13 protein-coding genes are annotated in these 13,844 nt (G+C 68.6%); 6 read left to right on the forward strand and 7 right to left on the reverse strand.

The features are described from left to right. Positions 1-11 precede the first annotated feature (11 nt). The 3 genes from ACLF3G_RS03060 to ACLF3G_RS03070 all read right to left on the reverse strand — a co-directional run bounded on the left by ACLF3G_RS03060 (position 12) and on the right by ACLF3G_RS03070 (position 3,329). Positions 12-1,061 carry a ribonucleotide-diphosphate reductase subunit beta gene (locus ACLF3G_RS03060; protein ID WP_430667841.1) on the reverse strand — a complete coding sequence of 350 codons (1,050 nt, stop codon included), beginning with the start codon at positions 1,059-1,061 and terminating at the stop codon, positions 12-14. Positions 1,062-1,302: 241 nt separating this feature from the next. Further along, positions 1,303-1,479 carry a hypothetical protein gene (locus ACLF3G_RS03065; protein WP_430667842.1) on the reverse strand — a complete coding sequence of 59 codons (177 nt, stop codon included), beginning with the start codon at positions 1,477-1,479 and terminating at the stop codon, positions 1,303-1,305. Further along, complete coding sequence (locus ACLF3G_RS03070) at positions 1,470-3,329, reverse strand: ribonucleoside-diphosphate reductase subunit alpha (protein WP_430667843.1); 1,860 nt, start codon at positions 3,327-3,329, stop codon at positions 1,470-1,472. The genes ACLF3G_RS03065 and ACLF3G_RS03070 overlap by 10 nt, the downstream gene beginning before the upstream one ends. Before the next feature lie 379 nt (positions 3,330-3,708). Here ACLF3G_RS03070 and ACLF3G_RS03075 point away from each other — a divergent pair, with 379 nt between their 5' ends. The 3 genes from ACLF3G_RS03075 (at position 3,709) to ACLF3G_RS03085 (ending at position 5,699) form a co-directional block, all read left to right on the forward strand. Further along, complete coding sequence (locus ACLF3G_RS03075; RefSeq protein ID WP_430667844.1) at positions 3,709-4,107, forward strand: hypothetical protein; 399 nt, start codon at positions 3,709-3,711, stop codon at positions 4,105-4,107. A gap of 86 nt (positions 4,108-4,193) precedes the next feature. Beyond that, entirely contained in the window at positions 4,194-5,186 is a 993-nt protein-coding gene (locus tag ACLF3G_RS03080; RefSeq protein ID WP_430667845.1) for a Bug family tripartite tricarboxylate transporter substrate binding protein, read from the forward strand. A 15-nt stretch (positions 5,187-5,201) separates the two neighbouring features. Then, the gene (locus tag ACLF3G_RS03085; protein WP_430667846.1) at positions 5,202-5,699 is read left to right on the forward strand and encodes a cupin domain-containing protein; all 498 of its coding nucleotides are present in this window, start codon (positions 5,202-5,204) and stop codon (positions 5,697-5,699) included. Between the two features lie 55 nt (positions 5,700-5,754). Here the strand turns inward: ACLF3G_RS03085 and ACLF3G_RS03090 are convergent, their stop codons facing one another. Then, positions 5,755-6,924 carry an acyl-CoA dehydrogenase family protein gene (locus ACLF3G_RS03090; protein ID WP_430667847.1) on the reverse strand — a complete coding sequence of 390 codons (1,170 nt, stop codon included), beginning with the start codon at positions 6,922-6,924 and terminating at the stop codon, positions 5,755-5,757. Positions 6,925-7,014: 90 nt separating this feature from the next. Here ACLF3G_RS03090 and ACLF3G_RS03095 point away from each other — a divergent pair, with 90 nt between their 5' ends. Next, entirely contained in the window at positions 7,015-7,737 is a 723-nt protein-coding gene (locus tag ACLF3G_RS03095) for a winged helix-turn-helix transcriptional regulator (RefSeq protein WP_430667848.1), read from the forward strand. 25 nt (positions 7,738-7,762) lie between these two features. On the opposite strand, the gene ACLF3G_RS03100 is transcribed toward ACLF3G_RS03095, so the two are convergent. After that, the gene (locus ACLF3G_RS03100; protein WP_430667849.1) at positions 7,763-9,046 is read right to left on the reverse strand and encodes an ArgE/DapE family deacylase; all 1,284 of its coding nucleotides are present in this window, start codon (positions 9,044-9,046) and stop codon (positions 7,763-7,765) included. A gap of 66 nt (positions 9,047-9,112) precedes the next feature. After that, positions 9,113-9,478, reverse strand: a complete 366-nt coding sequence (locus tag ACLF3G_RS03105; RefSeq protein WP_430667850.1) for an arsenate reductase — start codon at positions 9,476-9,478, stop codon at positions 9,113-9,115. Between the two features lie 142 nt (positions 9,479-9,620). Between ACLF3G_RS03105 and ACLF3G_RS03110 the strand changes: the two genes are divergently transcribed. Then, positions 9,621-12,041: a PAS domain-containing protein gene (locus ACLF3G_RS03110; protein WP_430667851.1), complete on the forward strand. Its 2,421-nt coding sequence runs from the start codon at positions 9,621-9,623 to the stop codon at positions 12,039-12,041. 6 nt (positions 12,042-12,047) lie between these two features. Here ACLF3G_RS03110 and ACLF3G_RS03115 read toward each other — a convergent pair whose 3' ends face one another. After that, a complete protein-coding gene (locus ACLF3G_RS03115; RefSeq protein WP_430667852.1) occupies positions 12,048-12,809 on the reverse strand; it encodes an SDR family NAD(P)-dependent oxidoreductase in 762 nt (253 codons plus the stop codon). Positions 12,810-13,003: 194 nt separating this feature from the next. Between ACLF3G_RS03115 and ACLF3G_RS03120 the strand changes: the two genes are divergently transcribed. Continuing rightward, positions 13,004-13,750 (forward strand): SH3 domain-containing protein, encoded by a 747-nt coding sequence (locus ACLF3G_RS03120; RefSeq protein ID WP_430667853.1) that lies wholly within the window; start codon positions 13,004-13,006, stop codon positions 13,748-13,750. Positions 13,751-13,844: the final 94 nt, after the last annotated feature.

A 13,844-nucleotide genomic window follows, 5' to 3' on the forward strand; every position in this document is an offset into this window, starting at 1 on the left:
GAGGGCTTTGACTATCGGAGGGCGATTTCGCCTTCGGGCTGGGCGGTGGTGAAGGTGCTATCGCCGAAGGCTTCTTCCCAGGTGCCGGTGGTGCTGGCCTTGGAGTATTCGGTGGCGCGGTTCTCGAAGAAGTTGGTGTGCTCGATGGCGTTGAGCATCTCGTCGAGCCAGGGCAGCGGGTTGCGCTCAATGTTGTAGAGCGGCTCCAGGCCGAGCTGTTGCAGGCGGCGGTCGGCGATGTAGCGGATGTAGGTTTTCGTCTGCGCCGCATCGAGACCCTCGACGCCGCCCAATTCGAAGGCGAGGTCGATGAAGGCGTCCTCGTGCTCGACGATGGTCGAGCAGATCTGGGCGAGGTCGCGCTTCAGTTCCTCGGTCCAGATTTCCGGGTTCTCCTGCACGAAGGTGCGGAACAGGCGAATGACCGACAGGCAGTGCAGGGTTTCGTCGCGGACGGACCAGGAGACGATCTGGCCCATGCCCTTCATCTTGTTGAAGCGAGGGAAGTTCATGAGGATGGCGAAGGACGCAAAAAGCTGCAGGCCCTCGGTGAAGGCGCCGAAGGCGGCGAGCGTCTTGGCGATCTCGGTCTTGTTCTCGACCGAGAAGTTCTGCATGTAGTCGTACTTGTCCTTCATCTCCTTGTACTTGAGGAAGGCCGTGTACTCGATCTCGGGCATGCCGATGGTGTCAAGCAGGTGCGAATAGGCGGCGATGTGGATGGTCTCCGTGTTGGAGAACGCCGACATCATCATCAGCACTTCGGTCGGTTTGAAGACCTGGCTGTACTGCTTCATGTAGCAGTTGTTCACCTCGACATCCGCCTGGGTGAAGAAGCGGAAGATCTGCGTCAGGAGGTTCTTCTCGCCGGTGGAGAGGTTCTTCTGCCAGTCCTTCACGTCATCGGCCAGCGGCACTTCTTCCGGCAGCCAGTGGATGCGCTGCTGCTGCAACCAGGCCTCATAGGCCCAGGGGTAGCGGAAGGGCTTGTAGACCGGGTTCGCGGTCAGCAGGTCGAAACGCATCGGGAGCGCGTCGCGGGGAATGCTGTCATCGGGCATGGGCTAATCCTTCGAAACTGACTTGCGTCGCTTCCGCTGCCGAACATAATCAGCAATTTGGTCGCGGAAAACATAAACTAAGACGACAGCAGCAAACGGCCAGCCGACTTCATTGAGTGATAGATTTAGGGTCTGAATGTGCAGCACTAGGGCTTCCTTCCGCCGATTGTCTGACCGTCATTGCGTTCCCTTCTTCAGTTTCTTGGTCGGTTTGGAGCTACTCTAGATCAAGATCAAAGAATTATTTACCGGAACCACTAACTTTAGTTGCCGAGGATCGATGCCGTTCTGTTTGATCGATCTCCGTAACAAGGCGGCGGATTTCCTCCACCGGCCCGCGCAGTTCCAGCATCCGGTCCAGGTCACGCTCGAGGTCGCGCCGCCGGGCCAGCAACGCGCTGTCCGGCGCTATTGGCACGCGAGGCATTCCTCGTAGTCGTTGCCGTTCTCGGAGGGCGGTGCGGCGCGGACCAGAACCCGCGCCACCTCGTCCTTGTGCAGCGTCATCACGTCGGACTGGCCGACCACCTTCGCACTGATGGTGTCGGCGCGCTGGATGGAAAGGCTGCGGCAGTAATAAAGCGACTTCAGGCCCTTCTTCCAGGCGGTGAAGTGGATCTGGTGCAGGTCCTTCTTGCTGACATCGGCCGGCAGGAAGACGTTCACCGACTGCGACTGGCAGATGAACGGCGTGCGGTCCGCCGCATGCTCGATCACCCAGCGCTGGTCGAGTTCGAAGGCGGTCTTGAAGGTCAGGCGTTCCTGGTCGGTCAGGAAGTCCAGGTGCTGCACGCTGCCCTTGGTGACGGTGATGCTGGTCCAGGTGTCGTCGTCGTCCCGGCCGTGCTTCGCCAGCACCTTCTTCAGATGCGGGTTGCGGACGATGTAGCTGCCGGACAGCGTCTTGTGGTTGTAGACGTTGGCCGCGATCGGCTCGATGCCCGGCGAGGCGCCGCCGCAGATGATGGAGATGCTGGCGGTCGGCGCGATGGCGATCTTGTTCGAGAAGCGCTCCATGAAGCCGTATTCGGCGGCGTCCGGGCAGGCGCCGCGTTCCTCGGCCAGGATGCGGCTGGCGAGGTCGGCCTGTTCGCGGACATGCTTGAACATCCGCTTGTTCCAGACCTTCGCGATCGCGCTCTCGAACGGGACGTTCAGGGCCTGCAGGAACGAATGGAAGCCCATGACGCCGAGGCCGACGGAGCGTTCGCGCATCGCACTGTAGCGGGCGCGGGCCATGCTGTCGGGTGCCGAGTCGATGAAGGACTGCAGGACGTTGTCGAGGAAGCGCATCACGTCGGGGATGAACCGCGGGTGATCCTTCCACTCGAACCAAGTCTCGCAGTTCAGCGAGGACAGGCAGCAGACGGCGGTGCGCTCCATGCCGTGCTGGTCGGTGCCGGTCGGCAGCGTGATTTCGGAACACAGGTTGGAGGTCTTCACCTCCAGGCCGGATAGCTTGTGGTGTTCCGGACGGGCGCGGTTCACGTGGTCGGAATAGATGATGTAAGGCTCGCCGGTCTCGATGCGGGCCGTCAGGATGCGGATCCAGATGGCGCGGGCCGAGACCTTGCGCATCAGGGCGCCGTCCTTGGGCGAGACCAGCGCCCATTCCTCGTCGGCTTCGACCGCGCGCATGAAGGCGTCCGACAGCAGCACGCCGTGGTGCAGGTTCAGCGCCTTGCGGTTGGGGTCGCCGCCGGTCGGGCGACGCATTTCGAGGAATTCCTCGATCTCCGGATGGTTCACCGGCAGGTAGCAGGCGGCGGAACCGCGGCGCAGGGAGCCCTGGCTGATCGCGAGCGTCAGGCTGTCCATGACGCGGATGAAGGGGATGACGCCGGAGGTCTTGCCGTTGCGGCCGACCTTCTCGCCGATGCCGCGGAGGTTGCCCCAGTAGGAGCCAATGCCGCCGCCCTTGGCGGCGAGCCAGACATTCTCGTTCCAGAGGCCGACGATGCCGTCGAGGCTGTCCGAGGCCTCGTTCAGGAAGCACGAGATCGGCAGGCCGCGCGTGGTGCCGCCGTTGGACAGCACCGGGGTCGCCGGCATGAACCAGAGGCGGGAGATATAGTCGTAGATGCGCTGGGCGTGGGCGGCATCGTCGCCATAGGCGGAGGCGACGCGGGCGAACAGGTCCTGGTAGGACTCGCCGGGCAGCAGGTAGCGGTCGTCGAGGGTCGCCTTGCCGAAATCGGTCAGCAGCGCGTCCCGCGAACGATCGATGCGGACCTGGCCATGGCCTTCAAGCTGAACTGCATCAAACACGACCAACCCCCCGAAATGGCTGCGAAGCGGTGCAGCGACTCCCCTATGCCGCGGAGAATGCCCCGGCCGGGTCGCTGTAACAAGATGTAGTGTTGCCACACCCCTACCAACACCAAATGCGCGGCTAAGTTCGCTCTTGCATTTCGGCAGCCGGTTCGGGCAGCCCATCCATGTTCGTCTTTCGTTCATGTTTGTAGCGCAGGATCGAAGCGCCTGTCGCCTCTTCTTGAGGGGTGCAGCACGTTCATCCCCGACATCCCCGCAATCCACAGCTCGCCATCCTGCTGCGATCACGATCGGTCGAAACGGGCGAAACCAAAGGTGAAACCGACGTGAAACGGTCCGGTCTCAAACTGACACTTCAAACGGAGAGTCCTCCATGCCGACCCGCCGCAGCGACGCCTCGGTCTTCCTGCAGCGCATGGCGTTTGCCCTGCTGGCGACCATGCCCCTGATCATGGCGGCGCCGCTGCGCCCCGCTTTGGCACAGGCCGCGGTGGAGGTGCGCCTGTTCCGGATCATGACGATGCGGGAGGATCTGGTGCTGGGCCTGATGCCGGCCGAGCTCGCCGCGCTGGGCAGCGGGCCGGAGGTCGATGTGCTGGCGCGGCACATCGTGGCCGCCGGGCAGCTGACCGGTTGGCGCTATGTTGTGACGCGGGCATCGGATGGCGGCACCCAGCTCGCCGCGCGGGACCGGGTGGCGGTGCTGCGGCAGGATGCGCTGACGGTGGAGCCCTACCGTGCCGCGCTGCCGGTGCTGCCGCCGCCGCGCTGATTCTTTCGCGGATTGGGGCACGGTTTGGGGGATGCGCCGCGGCGCGTGCCGCGCTTTGATCGGGGCTGGCCGCAGGAGAACCCGCCATGACCTCGATCCGTCGCCGCACCGCCCTGGCGTTGCCGCTCGCCGCCCTCGCCGACCCGGCGCTGGCGCAAGGAAGTACGGCACCGGCCAACTGGCCGACGCGGCCGATCCGCATCGTCGTCCCCTTCGGCACCGGTGGCGGCACGGACATCACCACGCGGGTGCTGGCGCCGAAGCTGTCCGAGATCCTCGGCCAGACGGTGGTGATCGAGAATCGGCCGGGCGCGGGGGGCACGCTGGGTGCCGATGTGGTGGCGAAGGCGGCGCCGAACGGCGAGACCTTCCTGCTGGCGACGGTGTCCAACATGGCGCTGGCCATCGGGCTGTATGCGCGCCTGCCCTATGATCCACTGAAGGATTTCGTCTCCATAGCGCCGACGGTGTTCATCCCGATCGGCATGGCGATTTCCTCCAAGCTCGGCGTCCGCACGGCACAGGAGTTCATCGCGCTGCTGCGGGCCAACCCGGGCAAGTACTCGTATGGCAGCGCGGGGGCCGGAACCTCAGGCCATATCGCATCCTCCGCCTTCCTGTCGCGCATCGGGGCGACGGCGGAGCATATTCCCTATCGCAATCCGGGGCAGACCTACCTCGCGTTGCAGCAGGGCGAGATCGCCTTCACCAGCGACATTCCCTCGATCCTCGCGCCGTTCCACCAAGCCGATACGGCGCGGCTGATCTTCGTCGCGACCGATGAGCGCAGCCCGCAGGTGCCCGAGGTGCCGACGGCGCGGGAGGTGGGGCTCGGCGACTACAAGGCGTATTCCTGGTACGGGATCTATGCCCCGGCCGGTACGCCGCGGCCGATCGTGGAGCGCATGGCGCAGGCGATCGAGCAGGCGCTGTCCGACCCCACGATCGGGCAGCGCTTCGATGGGATGGGCACGCCGGCGATGCGGGGGTGGACGCCGCAGCGCTTCGAGGATTTCCTGAAGTCCGAGATCGACCTGTGGCTTCCGCTGGTGCGGGCTTCCGGCGCACGGGCTGACTGAGAAAGGATACTGAAGATGCCGCATGACGGGCACGACCACAGCCATGACACGCCGCCGGATGATGGGTGGAAGCATACCGGCGTCCGTGTGATCCCGGCCGACAGCCTGGATGTGAACACGGCGCAGACGCCGGGGATGAACCGCGCCGCGGCCATCAACTTCGCCCGCGTCGGCGCGCAGAAGATCTGGGCCGGCACCGTGCATATCCACGCCAATGCGAAGACCGGCGCGCATCACCACGGCGCGCTGGAGAGCGTGATCTACATCATCAAGGGCCGCGCCAGGATGCGCTGGGGCGAGAAGCTGGAATTCGTCGCCGAGGCCGGGCCGGGCGATTTCATCTTCGTACCGCCCTACGTGCCGCACCAGGAAATCAACGCCAGCACGGACGAGACGCTGGAATGCGTGCTGGTGCGCAGCGACAACGAGGCGGTGGTGGTGAACCTCGACATCGAGCCGGTGGAGAAGCCGGAATCGGTGGCCTGGGTGGACCCGATCCACAAGGCGCCCTGACGGCCGAGCCTGCCCCTGAACCGCGCCGTGGCGGGTTCAGGAACAGGACCGCGCGTCAGAAGATATTCGCGACCGGAAGCCCGAGCGCCATGGCACCGGCGTAGCGGGCCTGCGGGCCGGCCTGGAGCGGATGGAAGCGGGCGCCCTGGATGTCGCGGAACAGCCGCTCCAACCCGCTGCTGCGCTGGAAGCCGGCACCGCCGGCAAGCTCGAGCGCCAGTTCCACCGTGCGGATGGCATGCCGCGCCACCAGCGTGCGGCCGGTCATCACATCGTTGACCGCCTCCGCCGAGGGAACCGCTCCGGCCGTGGCCGACTTGCGCTCCACCGTCGCCAGCATCCAGCCATGCGCCAGCCGTGCCGCGCGCAATTCGGTGTCCATCCGCCCGGCCAGGCTCAGCATGTCCTCGGTCGCCGGCTTCCGCCGCGCGATGTCGAGCGCGACGTCGCGAGCATGCTCGGCGACGCCGAGATACACCGCGTAGACCAGGGTGAAGGCGATGGTGCTGATGATCTGGAACAGCGGGTGCCATTCCCCCGCCCGGCGCTTCAGGGCGACCGCGGCATCCGGGATGAACAGACCGTCCAGGATCACGTCGTGGCTGCCCGTGCCGCGCATGCCGAGCGCCCGCCAGTTCTCCAGCACGCGGATCCCGGGCGCCCGCATGGGGGCGGCGAAGTGCAGCACGAAGGCTTCGCCCGACTCCTCCAGCACCGCGCCGGTCATCAGCAGGTCGCCGGCCGGGGCACCGGAGGAGAACACCTTGCGCGCGTCGATGCGGTAGCCGCCCTCCACCCGCTCCGCACGGCCTGACCCGCCGATCCAGTCGGAGCCACCGCTCGACAGCAGGATGATGCGCTCGGCGGCAACGCGCTTGAGCAGTGGCTCCACGGCGGCGAGGTTCTGGTGCCGCCAGCGCCAGGCCGGGATCGCGACCTGATGGGTATGCATCGAGAAGGCGAGCGCGGTGGAACTGCAGCCATGCGCCAGCAGGCGCAGCATCTCCGACAATTCGCGCAGATCGGCGCCGCCGCCGCCGAGCTCGGCAGGAACGCCGGCCTCCACCAGCCCCGCCTGCTTCAGCAGGGTGTAGTTGTCGGCGACGAAGCGGTCGGATTCATCCGCCGCCGCCGCACCTTCGGCCAGCAATGGCACAAGGCGCCTGACCTGGTCGGGCAGGCTGGGTGCGGCGTCTGTCATGGGGGTCAATGTCGCGGTGCTCATGGTCGTGCTCCTCCTGGGACCGCATGGAGCACCGGCCTCTGGGCAGCCCGCCAGTTCAAGAACTGTACCGGTGTGGAGGGCAGAGCGGCTATGATGGTCGGGCTCGTGGAGGAGACGACCATGGTCGATCCGGGAAGCTACGGGCAGTTCTGCCCGGTTGCGATGGCCTCCGAAATCCTCTGTACCCGTTGGACAGTGCTGATTTTACGCGAATTCCTCTGCGGCACGACGCGCTTCAACGACCTGCGCCGTGGCGTGCCGCGCATGTCGCCGGCGCTGCTCTCCAAGCGGCTGAAGGAGCTGGAGCGCGCCGGGGTGCTGACGACGGAACGCAATCACAAGGGCGTGCTGGAGTATCGCCTGTCGGAGGCCGGGGAGGATCTGCGGCCAATCATCCTTGGAATGGGATCATGGGGCCAGCGCTGGGTGGAATCGCAGCTGTCGCTGCGGAATCTCGATCCCTCGCTGCTGATGTGGGACATGCGGCGGCACCTCGATCCGAAGCCGCTGCCGCCGCGACGCTGCACGATTCAGTTTCAGTACCCGGAATTGCCGGAGCCCCGTCGGAACTGGTGGCTGGTGATCGACGGCGGCGGGATCGACCTCTGCAATTTCGATCCGGGCTTCGAGGTTGATCTGCTGGTGACCGGATCGCTGCGCAGCCTCACCGCGGTCTGGATGGGGCTGGCCACGATCGGGCGCGAGGTGGAAGCCGGCCGGCTGGAATTGCTGGGCGACCTCGGGCTGGCGCGCAGCATGCAGCATTGGCTCGGCCTGAGCCCCTTTGCCGGCGAGCCGCGGCGCGTCGCCTGAGCCGCCGTCCTCGGCGCGAGCCTGGTCAGCCTCGGGCCCGCACGCCGCACCAGTCGGCGATGAACGCCGCGATGGTCAGGGTGCAGGTCCTGAGATCCTCCAGCGAGGTACGCTCGTCGAAGCCGTGCGCCATCTCTCCCTTCGGGCCGTAGCACAGGCCTGGGATGGCGAAGTACAGGCCGTAGTAGCGCGTGTCGTTGACTGCGGTGGACAGGCGGGCGGGCATCTCGCCGCCATGCACGGCGGCGTGGGCGGCGGCGAGCACGGCCTCAGCTTCGCTGCCCGGTTCCAGGACGTAGGGGTCGGTCTGGAAGCCGTGGAAGGTGATCTCGGGCGGGTTGTTGGCGAGGAAGGCATCGCCCTTCGCCGCCGCCTTCACAGCCGCCTCCACACCGGCCATCGCCTGTTCGGGGGTGGTGCCGGGCAGCAGGCCGATGCGGCAGTCGACCTCACACCAGGCGGGGGTGGAGGAGGCCCAGTCGCCGCCGCGGATGATGCCGGGGTTGAACTTGATGGGGTCCTGCACCTGCCCGCCGTACCAGGCATTGTCGCGCCCCGCGGCGTTCAGCGACTTGGTGTGGGCGTATAGCGCCTGGATCAGCGCATAGGCGGACATGATGGCGTTGCTGCCGTCCTGCGCGACCATCACGTGCACCGGCACGCCGCGCACCTTGAGGCGGAACCAGATGGTGCCGGTCTGGGCGCGGGTGATGGTATGGCCAGTGGGCTCCGGGATCAGCGCGGCATCGGCGCGGTAGCCGCGCGCGAGCGTGGCAAGGGCGCCGTTGCCGGTCGATTCCTCCTCCGTCACCGTCTGCAGGTAGACATCCGCTGCGGGTTCCAGCCCGGCGGCGCGGATCGCGTCCATGGCGAAAACCATGGCGGCGACGCCCGCCTTCATGTCATGCGCGCCGCGGCCGTACAGCCAGCCGTCGCGGATCGTGGCGGCATAGGGCGGGTGGGTCCACATCTCGTGCGGGCCTTCCGGCACCACGTCGATGTGGCCCTGCAGGATCAGGCTGCGGCCGGTGGGTTGCGCCGGACGATGCGCGGCGACGACCTGGATGCTGGCTGCGGGGTCGGCATCGACCATGGGCGCGGCCTTGGGGTGATCGGGCACCTCGGCCAGGCTGAAGCGGTCCACCGCATAGCCGCGCTGGGCGAGCTGGCGGGCCATCCAGTCCTGCAACGGCGCTTCCCGCCCGCGCAGCGACGGGAAGCGGACCAGGTCCTGCAGGAAGGTGGTCTGCTGGTCGAAGGCGGCATCGACGGTGGTGCGGAGACGGTCGAGCAGCGCGGGGTCGGGCATCGGGGGTCCACCAGGATGTGCGGCGCCAGGGTTCGCGGGGTGGCGTGTGGCGTCAAGCGTGGGGCGTCAGTCGGGCGGCGCGGCAGGCGCGAAGGCCTCGGCGTAGGTGGCGGGGACGAAGCCGACCAGGATCAGCGCGCCGCGGGTCAGCACGGGGCGGCGGATCATCGCCGGCTGCGCCCGCATCAGGGTGAGCGCGCGCGGGGCATCGAGGTCCTGGCGCGCGGAGTCGGGCAGCTTGCGGAAGGTGGTGCCGGCACGGTTCAACAGTGTGGTCCAGCCGAGGCGGTCGACCCAGGCCTCCAGGTCCGGCAGGCCGTGCAGGCGGTAGTCGTGGAACCGGTGCGCGATGCCGTGCGCGCCGAGCCAGGCGACCGCGCGCTTCATCGTGTCGCAGTTGCGGATGCCATGCAGGGTCACGGGCTCGACCATGGGCAATGCCTCCTTTTCATCCAGGTAGCGGTGGCGTTCCGGGTCATGTAACTTCGCCGTAAGATTGGCGTCCGGCACGGCGCTGCCCACGACTTCTGTAACCTTGATTGGCGCACTTGGCTTGGACCAGTTGTCTCGGGCGATGACCACGGCAAGACGAGATGGCGGGGCGGCCAGGTTGGCCTCGCCGGCGCGTTGGTGGCTGGTGGCGGCGGTGCTGGCGCCGCTGCTGGTGCTGGGCGTCTCCGCCTGGCGTGCCTGGGAGGGTGCCTGGAAGGGGGCCGAGGCCGAGGTGGCGCGAACGGCGGATGCGGCGGCGGAATATGCGCGCCGGCTGCTCGAGGCGCAGGTGCTGCGGCTGGAGCGCGCGAACGACCTGCTGGCCGGGCTGGACGACGCCACGATCCGAGCGCGCGAGGCGGAATTCAGCGCGGCGCTGAATGACCTGGCGGCGGAGCGTGGGCCGGCGAGCGAGGCCGGTTTCTACCTGTTCTTATTCGATCGCAACGCGGCCCCACTGGTGGCCGGCAACCTGCTGCCGGTGCCGGAGCCCAACCCGGTGCTCGCGCAACGCGACTTCAACCAGGCGCTGCGTGGGCCCGATGCACCCTGGGTGCATGTCAGCCAGATCTATACCGGGCAGGCGACGCGGCGGCCCTACTTCGCGGTGACGGCGCGGCGGGCGCGGACCGGCAACGGGCTGCCGCCCGAGGCCTATGACGGCATCGTCAATGCCTCGGTCTACCTGGAGCAGGTGAACCCTTCCCTCGCCGCGCTGGCGGCGCCGGGGGATGTGGTGACGCTGATGCGGACGGATGGAACGCTGCTGGCGCGATCGGAGGGCTTCCCCGTTGCCCCGGACGGCGCGCGGCTGAACCCCGGCAGCCCGCTGCGCGCCACGATGGCGGAGGGCACGGAGCGGGCGGTGCTGCGCGCGACCCCGCGCTTCGATGGCGCCGAGCGGCTGATGGCGCTCCGGCGGGTGGGCGGCGACTGGCCGGTCTATGCGGCATCGGGGCGGCAGCGTGCGACCATCGTCGCGGCCTGGCGCGCGGCCGTGCTGCCGCAGGCGATCCTGGCAGGTTCCTCCGCCCTGCTGCTGGCGCTGCTGGCACTGGCCGTACAGCGGCGGCAGCGGGCGCTGGTGGCGGCGAACGCGGCCCTGGAGCGACGGGTGGAGGAGCGGACCCAGGACCTGCGGGACCGCGAGCGGCTGCTGCGCATGGCGCAGCAGGCGGCCAGCGCCGCATCCTGGTCCTGGGAGCCGGCCAGCGGCCGGGTTCGGTGGTCCGAGGAGATGTACGGGCTGCTGGGGTGGAACCCGGCCTTGGACGGGGAGATCGGCGACCTTGAGAGCTTCCTGCCGCAGGTCCATCCGGAGGACCGGGAGAAGCTGCGGCTGGCGGCCGCGGCGGCGATCGGCGAGGGCAGCATGTCCCTCACCTTCCGGGTCTTCCGGCGGCTGCCCGCCGGGCAGCGGGAGGTGGTGTGGCTGCTGTGCCGAGCACGGCTGTATCCGGCGGAGGGGAACGAGCCGGCGATCCTCGTCGGCATCGACATCGACATCACCCAGCAGCGCCGCACCGAGGAACGCTTCGAGGTGGCCTCCGCCGCCATGTCGGGCTTCGTCTACGAGTGGGACTTCACGACCGGTCGGGTGGACCGAACCTCCGGCGTCGCGGCGCTGCTGGGCGTGGCGGTGCCGCCGGACATCGAGGCCTGGAATGCGCGCATCCACCCGGAGGATCTCGGGCGCATGCTGGCCACGATGCGGCAGCTGGAGCAGGACCGGGCGCAGGAGGATTACGCGCTGGAGTACCGGGTGCGCCGGGCGGATGGTGGCTGGGCCTGGCTGTGGGACCGGGGGCGGGTGACGCGCGACGATGCGGGCGGGCTGGTGCGCCTGATGGGCGGCGCGGTGGACGTGACGGCGCGACTGCTGGCGGAGGAACGCCAGGTGCTGCTGCTGCGGGAGGTGGACCATCGCGCGAAGAACGCGCTGGCGGTGGTGAAGGCGGCGCTGCGGCTGACGCCGCGGGACGAACCCGAGGCGTTCGCGACGGCCGTTGAAGGCCGCATCGATGCGCTCGCGCGGGCGCAGGACCTGCTTTCCGAAACCAGTTGGGCCGGGACGGAGCTATGCAAGGTGCTGGAGGGCGCACTGGCGCCCTTCAACGATGGCACCGGCGGTCCGCGGGTGGTGCTGGAAGGACCGGCGCTGGTGCTCGCGGCTTCCGCGATCCAGCCGCTGGCGATGGCGGTGCATGAGCTGGCGACGAATGCGACGAAGTACGGCGCGCTGTCGTGGGCGACCGGGGCGCTGCATGTGGCCTGGCAGGTGCGGGATGGGGCAATGCTGCTGGAATGGGTAGAGACCGGCGGGCCGCCGGCCGAGGCTCCGGCAAGGCACGGATTCGGGTCGCGCGTGGTAAATACCACGGTGCGGTCGCAGCTCGGCGGCGACACCGTCTGGCATTGGCCGGCGGAGGGGCTGCGGCTTGAGATCCTGCTGCCGGTGGCGCGCGTGCTGGCGGCGGATGCGGGTGCGGTCGCGGGCGCCTGATGTGCCTCAGCGCATGCGGGTGGAAGCGCCCTCGCGGCGGTTGATGGCGCCGCCGCCGGCGGAGTCCAGCACGGTGCCGGTGATGAAGCCGGCGGCGTCGGAGCACAGGAACAGCACCGCCTCTGCGAACTCTCCGGGGCGGATGGCGCGGCGCAGCAGACCGCGGGCGGTGATGGCCTCGGCATAGCCTGCCGGCATCGCAACCTCCGCACTGCCTTCGGCGAAGCCGGGGCGAGCGCAGTTCACGCGGACACCGGACGGGCCAAGTTCGAGGGCGAAGGCGCGCGAGAGGTATTCGAGGCTGCATTTGGACGCGCCGTAGGGCACGCCGTTGCCGCGGATTACTTCCGCGGCGGTCGAACTGACATTGACGATGGCGCCGCGGCCCGCCTGCGCCATCGCCGCGCCGATGACCTGCATCAGCCGGAAGGGCGCGCGGGCGTTGATCGACTGGATGCGGTCGTATTCGGCGGGCGTCACCTCCATCAGCGGGATGAAGGGGTAGATGCCGGCGTTGTTGATCAGGATGTCCGGCGCGCCGCCGGACAGGGCGGCGGCGACGAGCGCGTCGAGGGCGGCGTCCTCGGCCAGGTCGGCGGCGTGCAGGGTGAGGCGGTGTGGCGGCAGGCCGGCGGGAGCGCACAGCGCGGACGGATCCCGGTCGGTCAGGAACAGGGTTGCGCCCTCGGCGCCGAAGGCGGCGGCAAGTTCGCGGCCGTAGACGCCGGCGGCGCCGGTGATGACGACCTTGCGGTCCTGGAAACGCATGCGGGCTGGCTCCTGGCTGCGGCGCGATGCCGCAAGGCTCGCATGCGCGGCGCCGGGCGCCGAGGGGCGCGCCGAATTCGATGCGGGGTCGATGAACTTCCAGCGGTGCGGAACGTTGTTGAGGCAGGCGCATCATCCGGTGCGTGACCAGAATTTGCGCGACCGGACTGGGCGCGACAGGGAATTGGACTGCCATGGCGTTTCCGAAAGCCGCTTTCGTGCTGGCGGTGGTCGTTGCCGGTGGAGTCGGTGCGCTCGCATTCGGCGGGGGAGGCGTGGGTGCGCCGGGTGGGGAGGTGTCGTCCGCGCCGATGGCGATCGGGGCCAGCGGGCATCCGGTGGAGGAGGAAGCGCAAGCCGTCGCGGCGGTGCGCGCGCATGTGAGGGAGGCTCGGGCCTCTGCCGATCTGGCGGGTGTCGTGCTGCATGAGGGGCGACAGCCGGATGAGGTGGTGGTGTGCGGCACGCTGGAGGGGCAGCCGGTGGTTGCACGTGTGCTGCTGTACCGCGCCGATGCCGCCGCCGTCGCCATGGCGGTGCGGGAGGGCCGGGCGCCGCCGCAGGCTCGGGCGCCCATGGTGATCCTGGAGGCCGGGCCCGGCCTGCCGCGCTTCGCCACGCTGGGTGGGCCGTGGGAACGGTATTGCCGCGGGCCTCAGCCGGCACCGGCCCCTGCCCCAACTGCGGCCCCGGCGGAAGTGATGGCCGCGCTGCCGGTGGTGGAGCAGGTGCGGGGAGCCGGCACGCAGGGGCGCGTGGCGGTGATCTCTCCGGTCAGGGTGCGGGCCGGGCCGAGTGGCAGCGCCGAGATCCTGATGACGGCGCAGCGCGGCCAGGTGCTGACGGTGCATGCCGAGGCGGCGGGCGGCTGGCTGCAGGTGGGCGAGGATGGCGCGCCGCTGGGCTGGGCGCATTCCAGCCTGCTGGGCCCGGCCCCCTGAGGCAAAGGTCCTAAGGCAAAGGCCCCCTGAGGCAAAGGCCCGTTGAGGGCAACGGGCGCGCCTGGCGGACGTTCAGTCCCGACAGCCAGGAGGC

The organism is Falsiroseomonas sp. HC035 (genome assembly GCF_050563525.1).
Taxonomy (GTDB): Bacteria; Pseudomonadota; Alphaproteobacteria; order Acetobacterales; family Acetobacteraceae; genus Falsiroseomonas.

What these genes read in the sequence shown, in the direction of transcription:
- ACLF3G_RS03080 (WP_430667845.1), top strand. Translation starts at nt 4,194, where the DNA reads ATGACCTCGATCCGTCGCCGCACCGCCCTGGCGTTGCCGCTCGCCGCC.
- ACLF3G_RS03095 (WP_430667848.1), top strand. Translation starts at nt 7,015, where the DNA reads ATGATGGTCGGGCTCGTGGAGGAGACGACCATGGTCGATCCGGGAAGC.
- ACLF3G_RS03085 (WP_430667846.1), top strand. Translation starts at nt 5,202, where the DNA reads ATGCCGCATGACGGGCACGACCACAGCCATGACACGCCGCCGGATGAT.
- ACLF3G_RS03105 (WP_430667850.1), bottom strand. Translation starts at nt 9,478, where the DNA reads ATGGTCGAGCCCGTGACCCTGCATGGCATCCGCAACTGCGACACGATG.
- ACLF3G_RS03115 (WP_430667852.1), bottom strand. Translation starts at nt 12,809, where the DNA reads ATGCGTTTCCAGGACCGCAAGGTCGTCATCACCGGCGCCGCCGGCGTC.
- ACLF3G_RS03090 (WP_430667847.1), bottom strand. Translation starts at nt 6,924, where the DNA reads ATGAGCACCGCGACATTGACCCCCATGACAGACGCCGCACCCAGCCTG.
- ACLF3G_RS03100 (WP_430667849.1), bottom strand. Translation starts at nt 9,046, where the DNA reads ATGCCCGACCCCGCGCTGCTCGACCGTCTCCGCACCACCGTCGATGCC.
- ACLF3G_RS03075 (WP_430667844.1), top strand. Translation starts at nt 3,709, where the DNA reads ATGCCGACCCGCCGCAGCGACGCCTCGGTCTTCCTGCAGCGCATGGCG.
- ACLF3G_RS03110 (WP_430667851.1), top strand. Translation starts at nt 9,621, where the DNA reads ATGACCACGGCAAGACGAGATGGCGGGGCGGCCAGGTTGGCCTCGCCG.
- ACLF3G_RS03120 (WP_430667853.1), top strand. Translation starts at nt 13,004, where the DNA reads ATGGCGTTTCCGAAAGCCGCTTTCGTGCTGGCGGTGGTCGTTGCCGGT.
- ACLF3G_RS03060 (WP_430667841.1), bottom strand. Translation starts at nt 1,061, where the DNA reads ATGCCCGATGACAGCATTCCCCGCGACGCGCTCCCGATGCGTTTCGAC.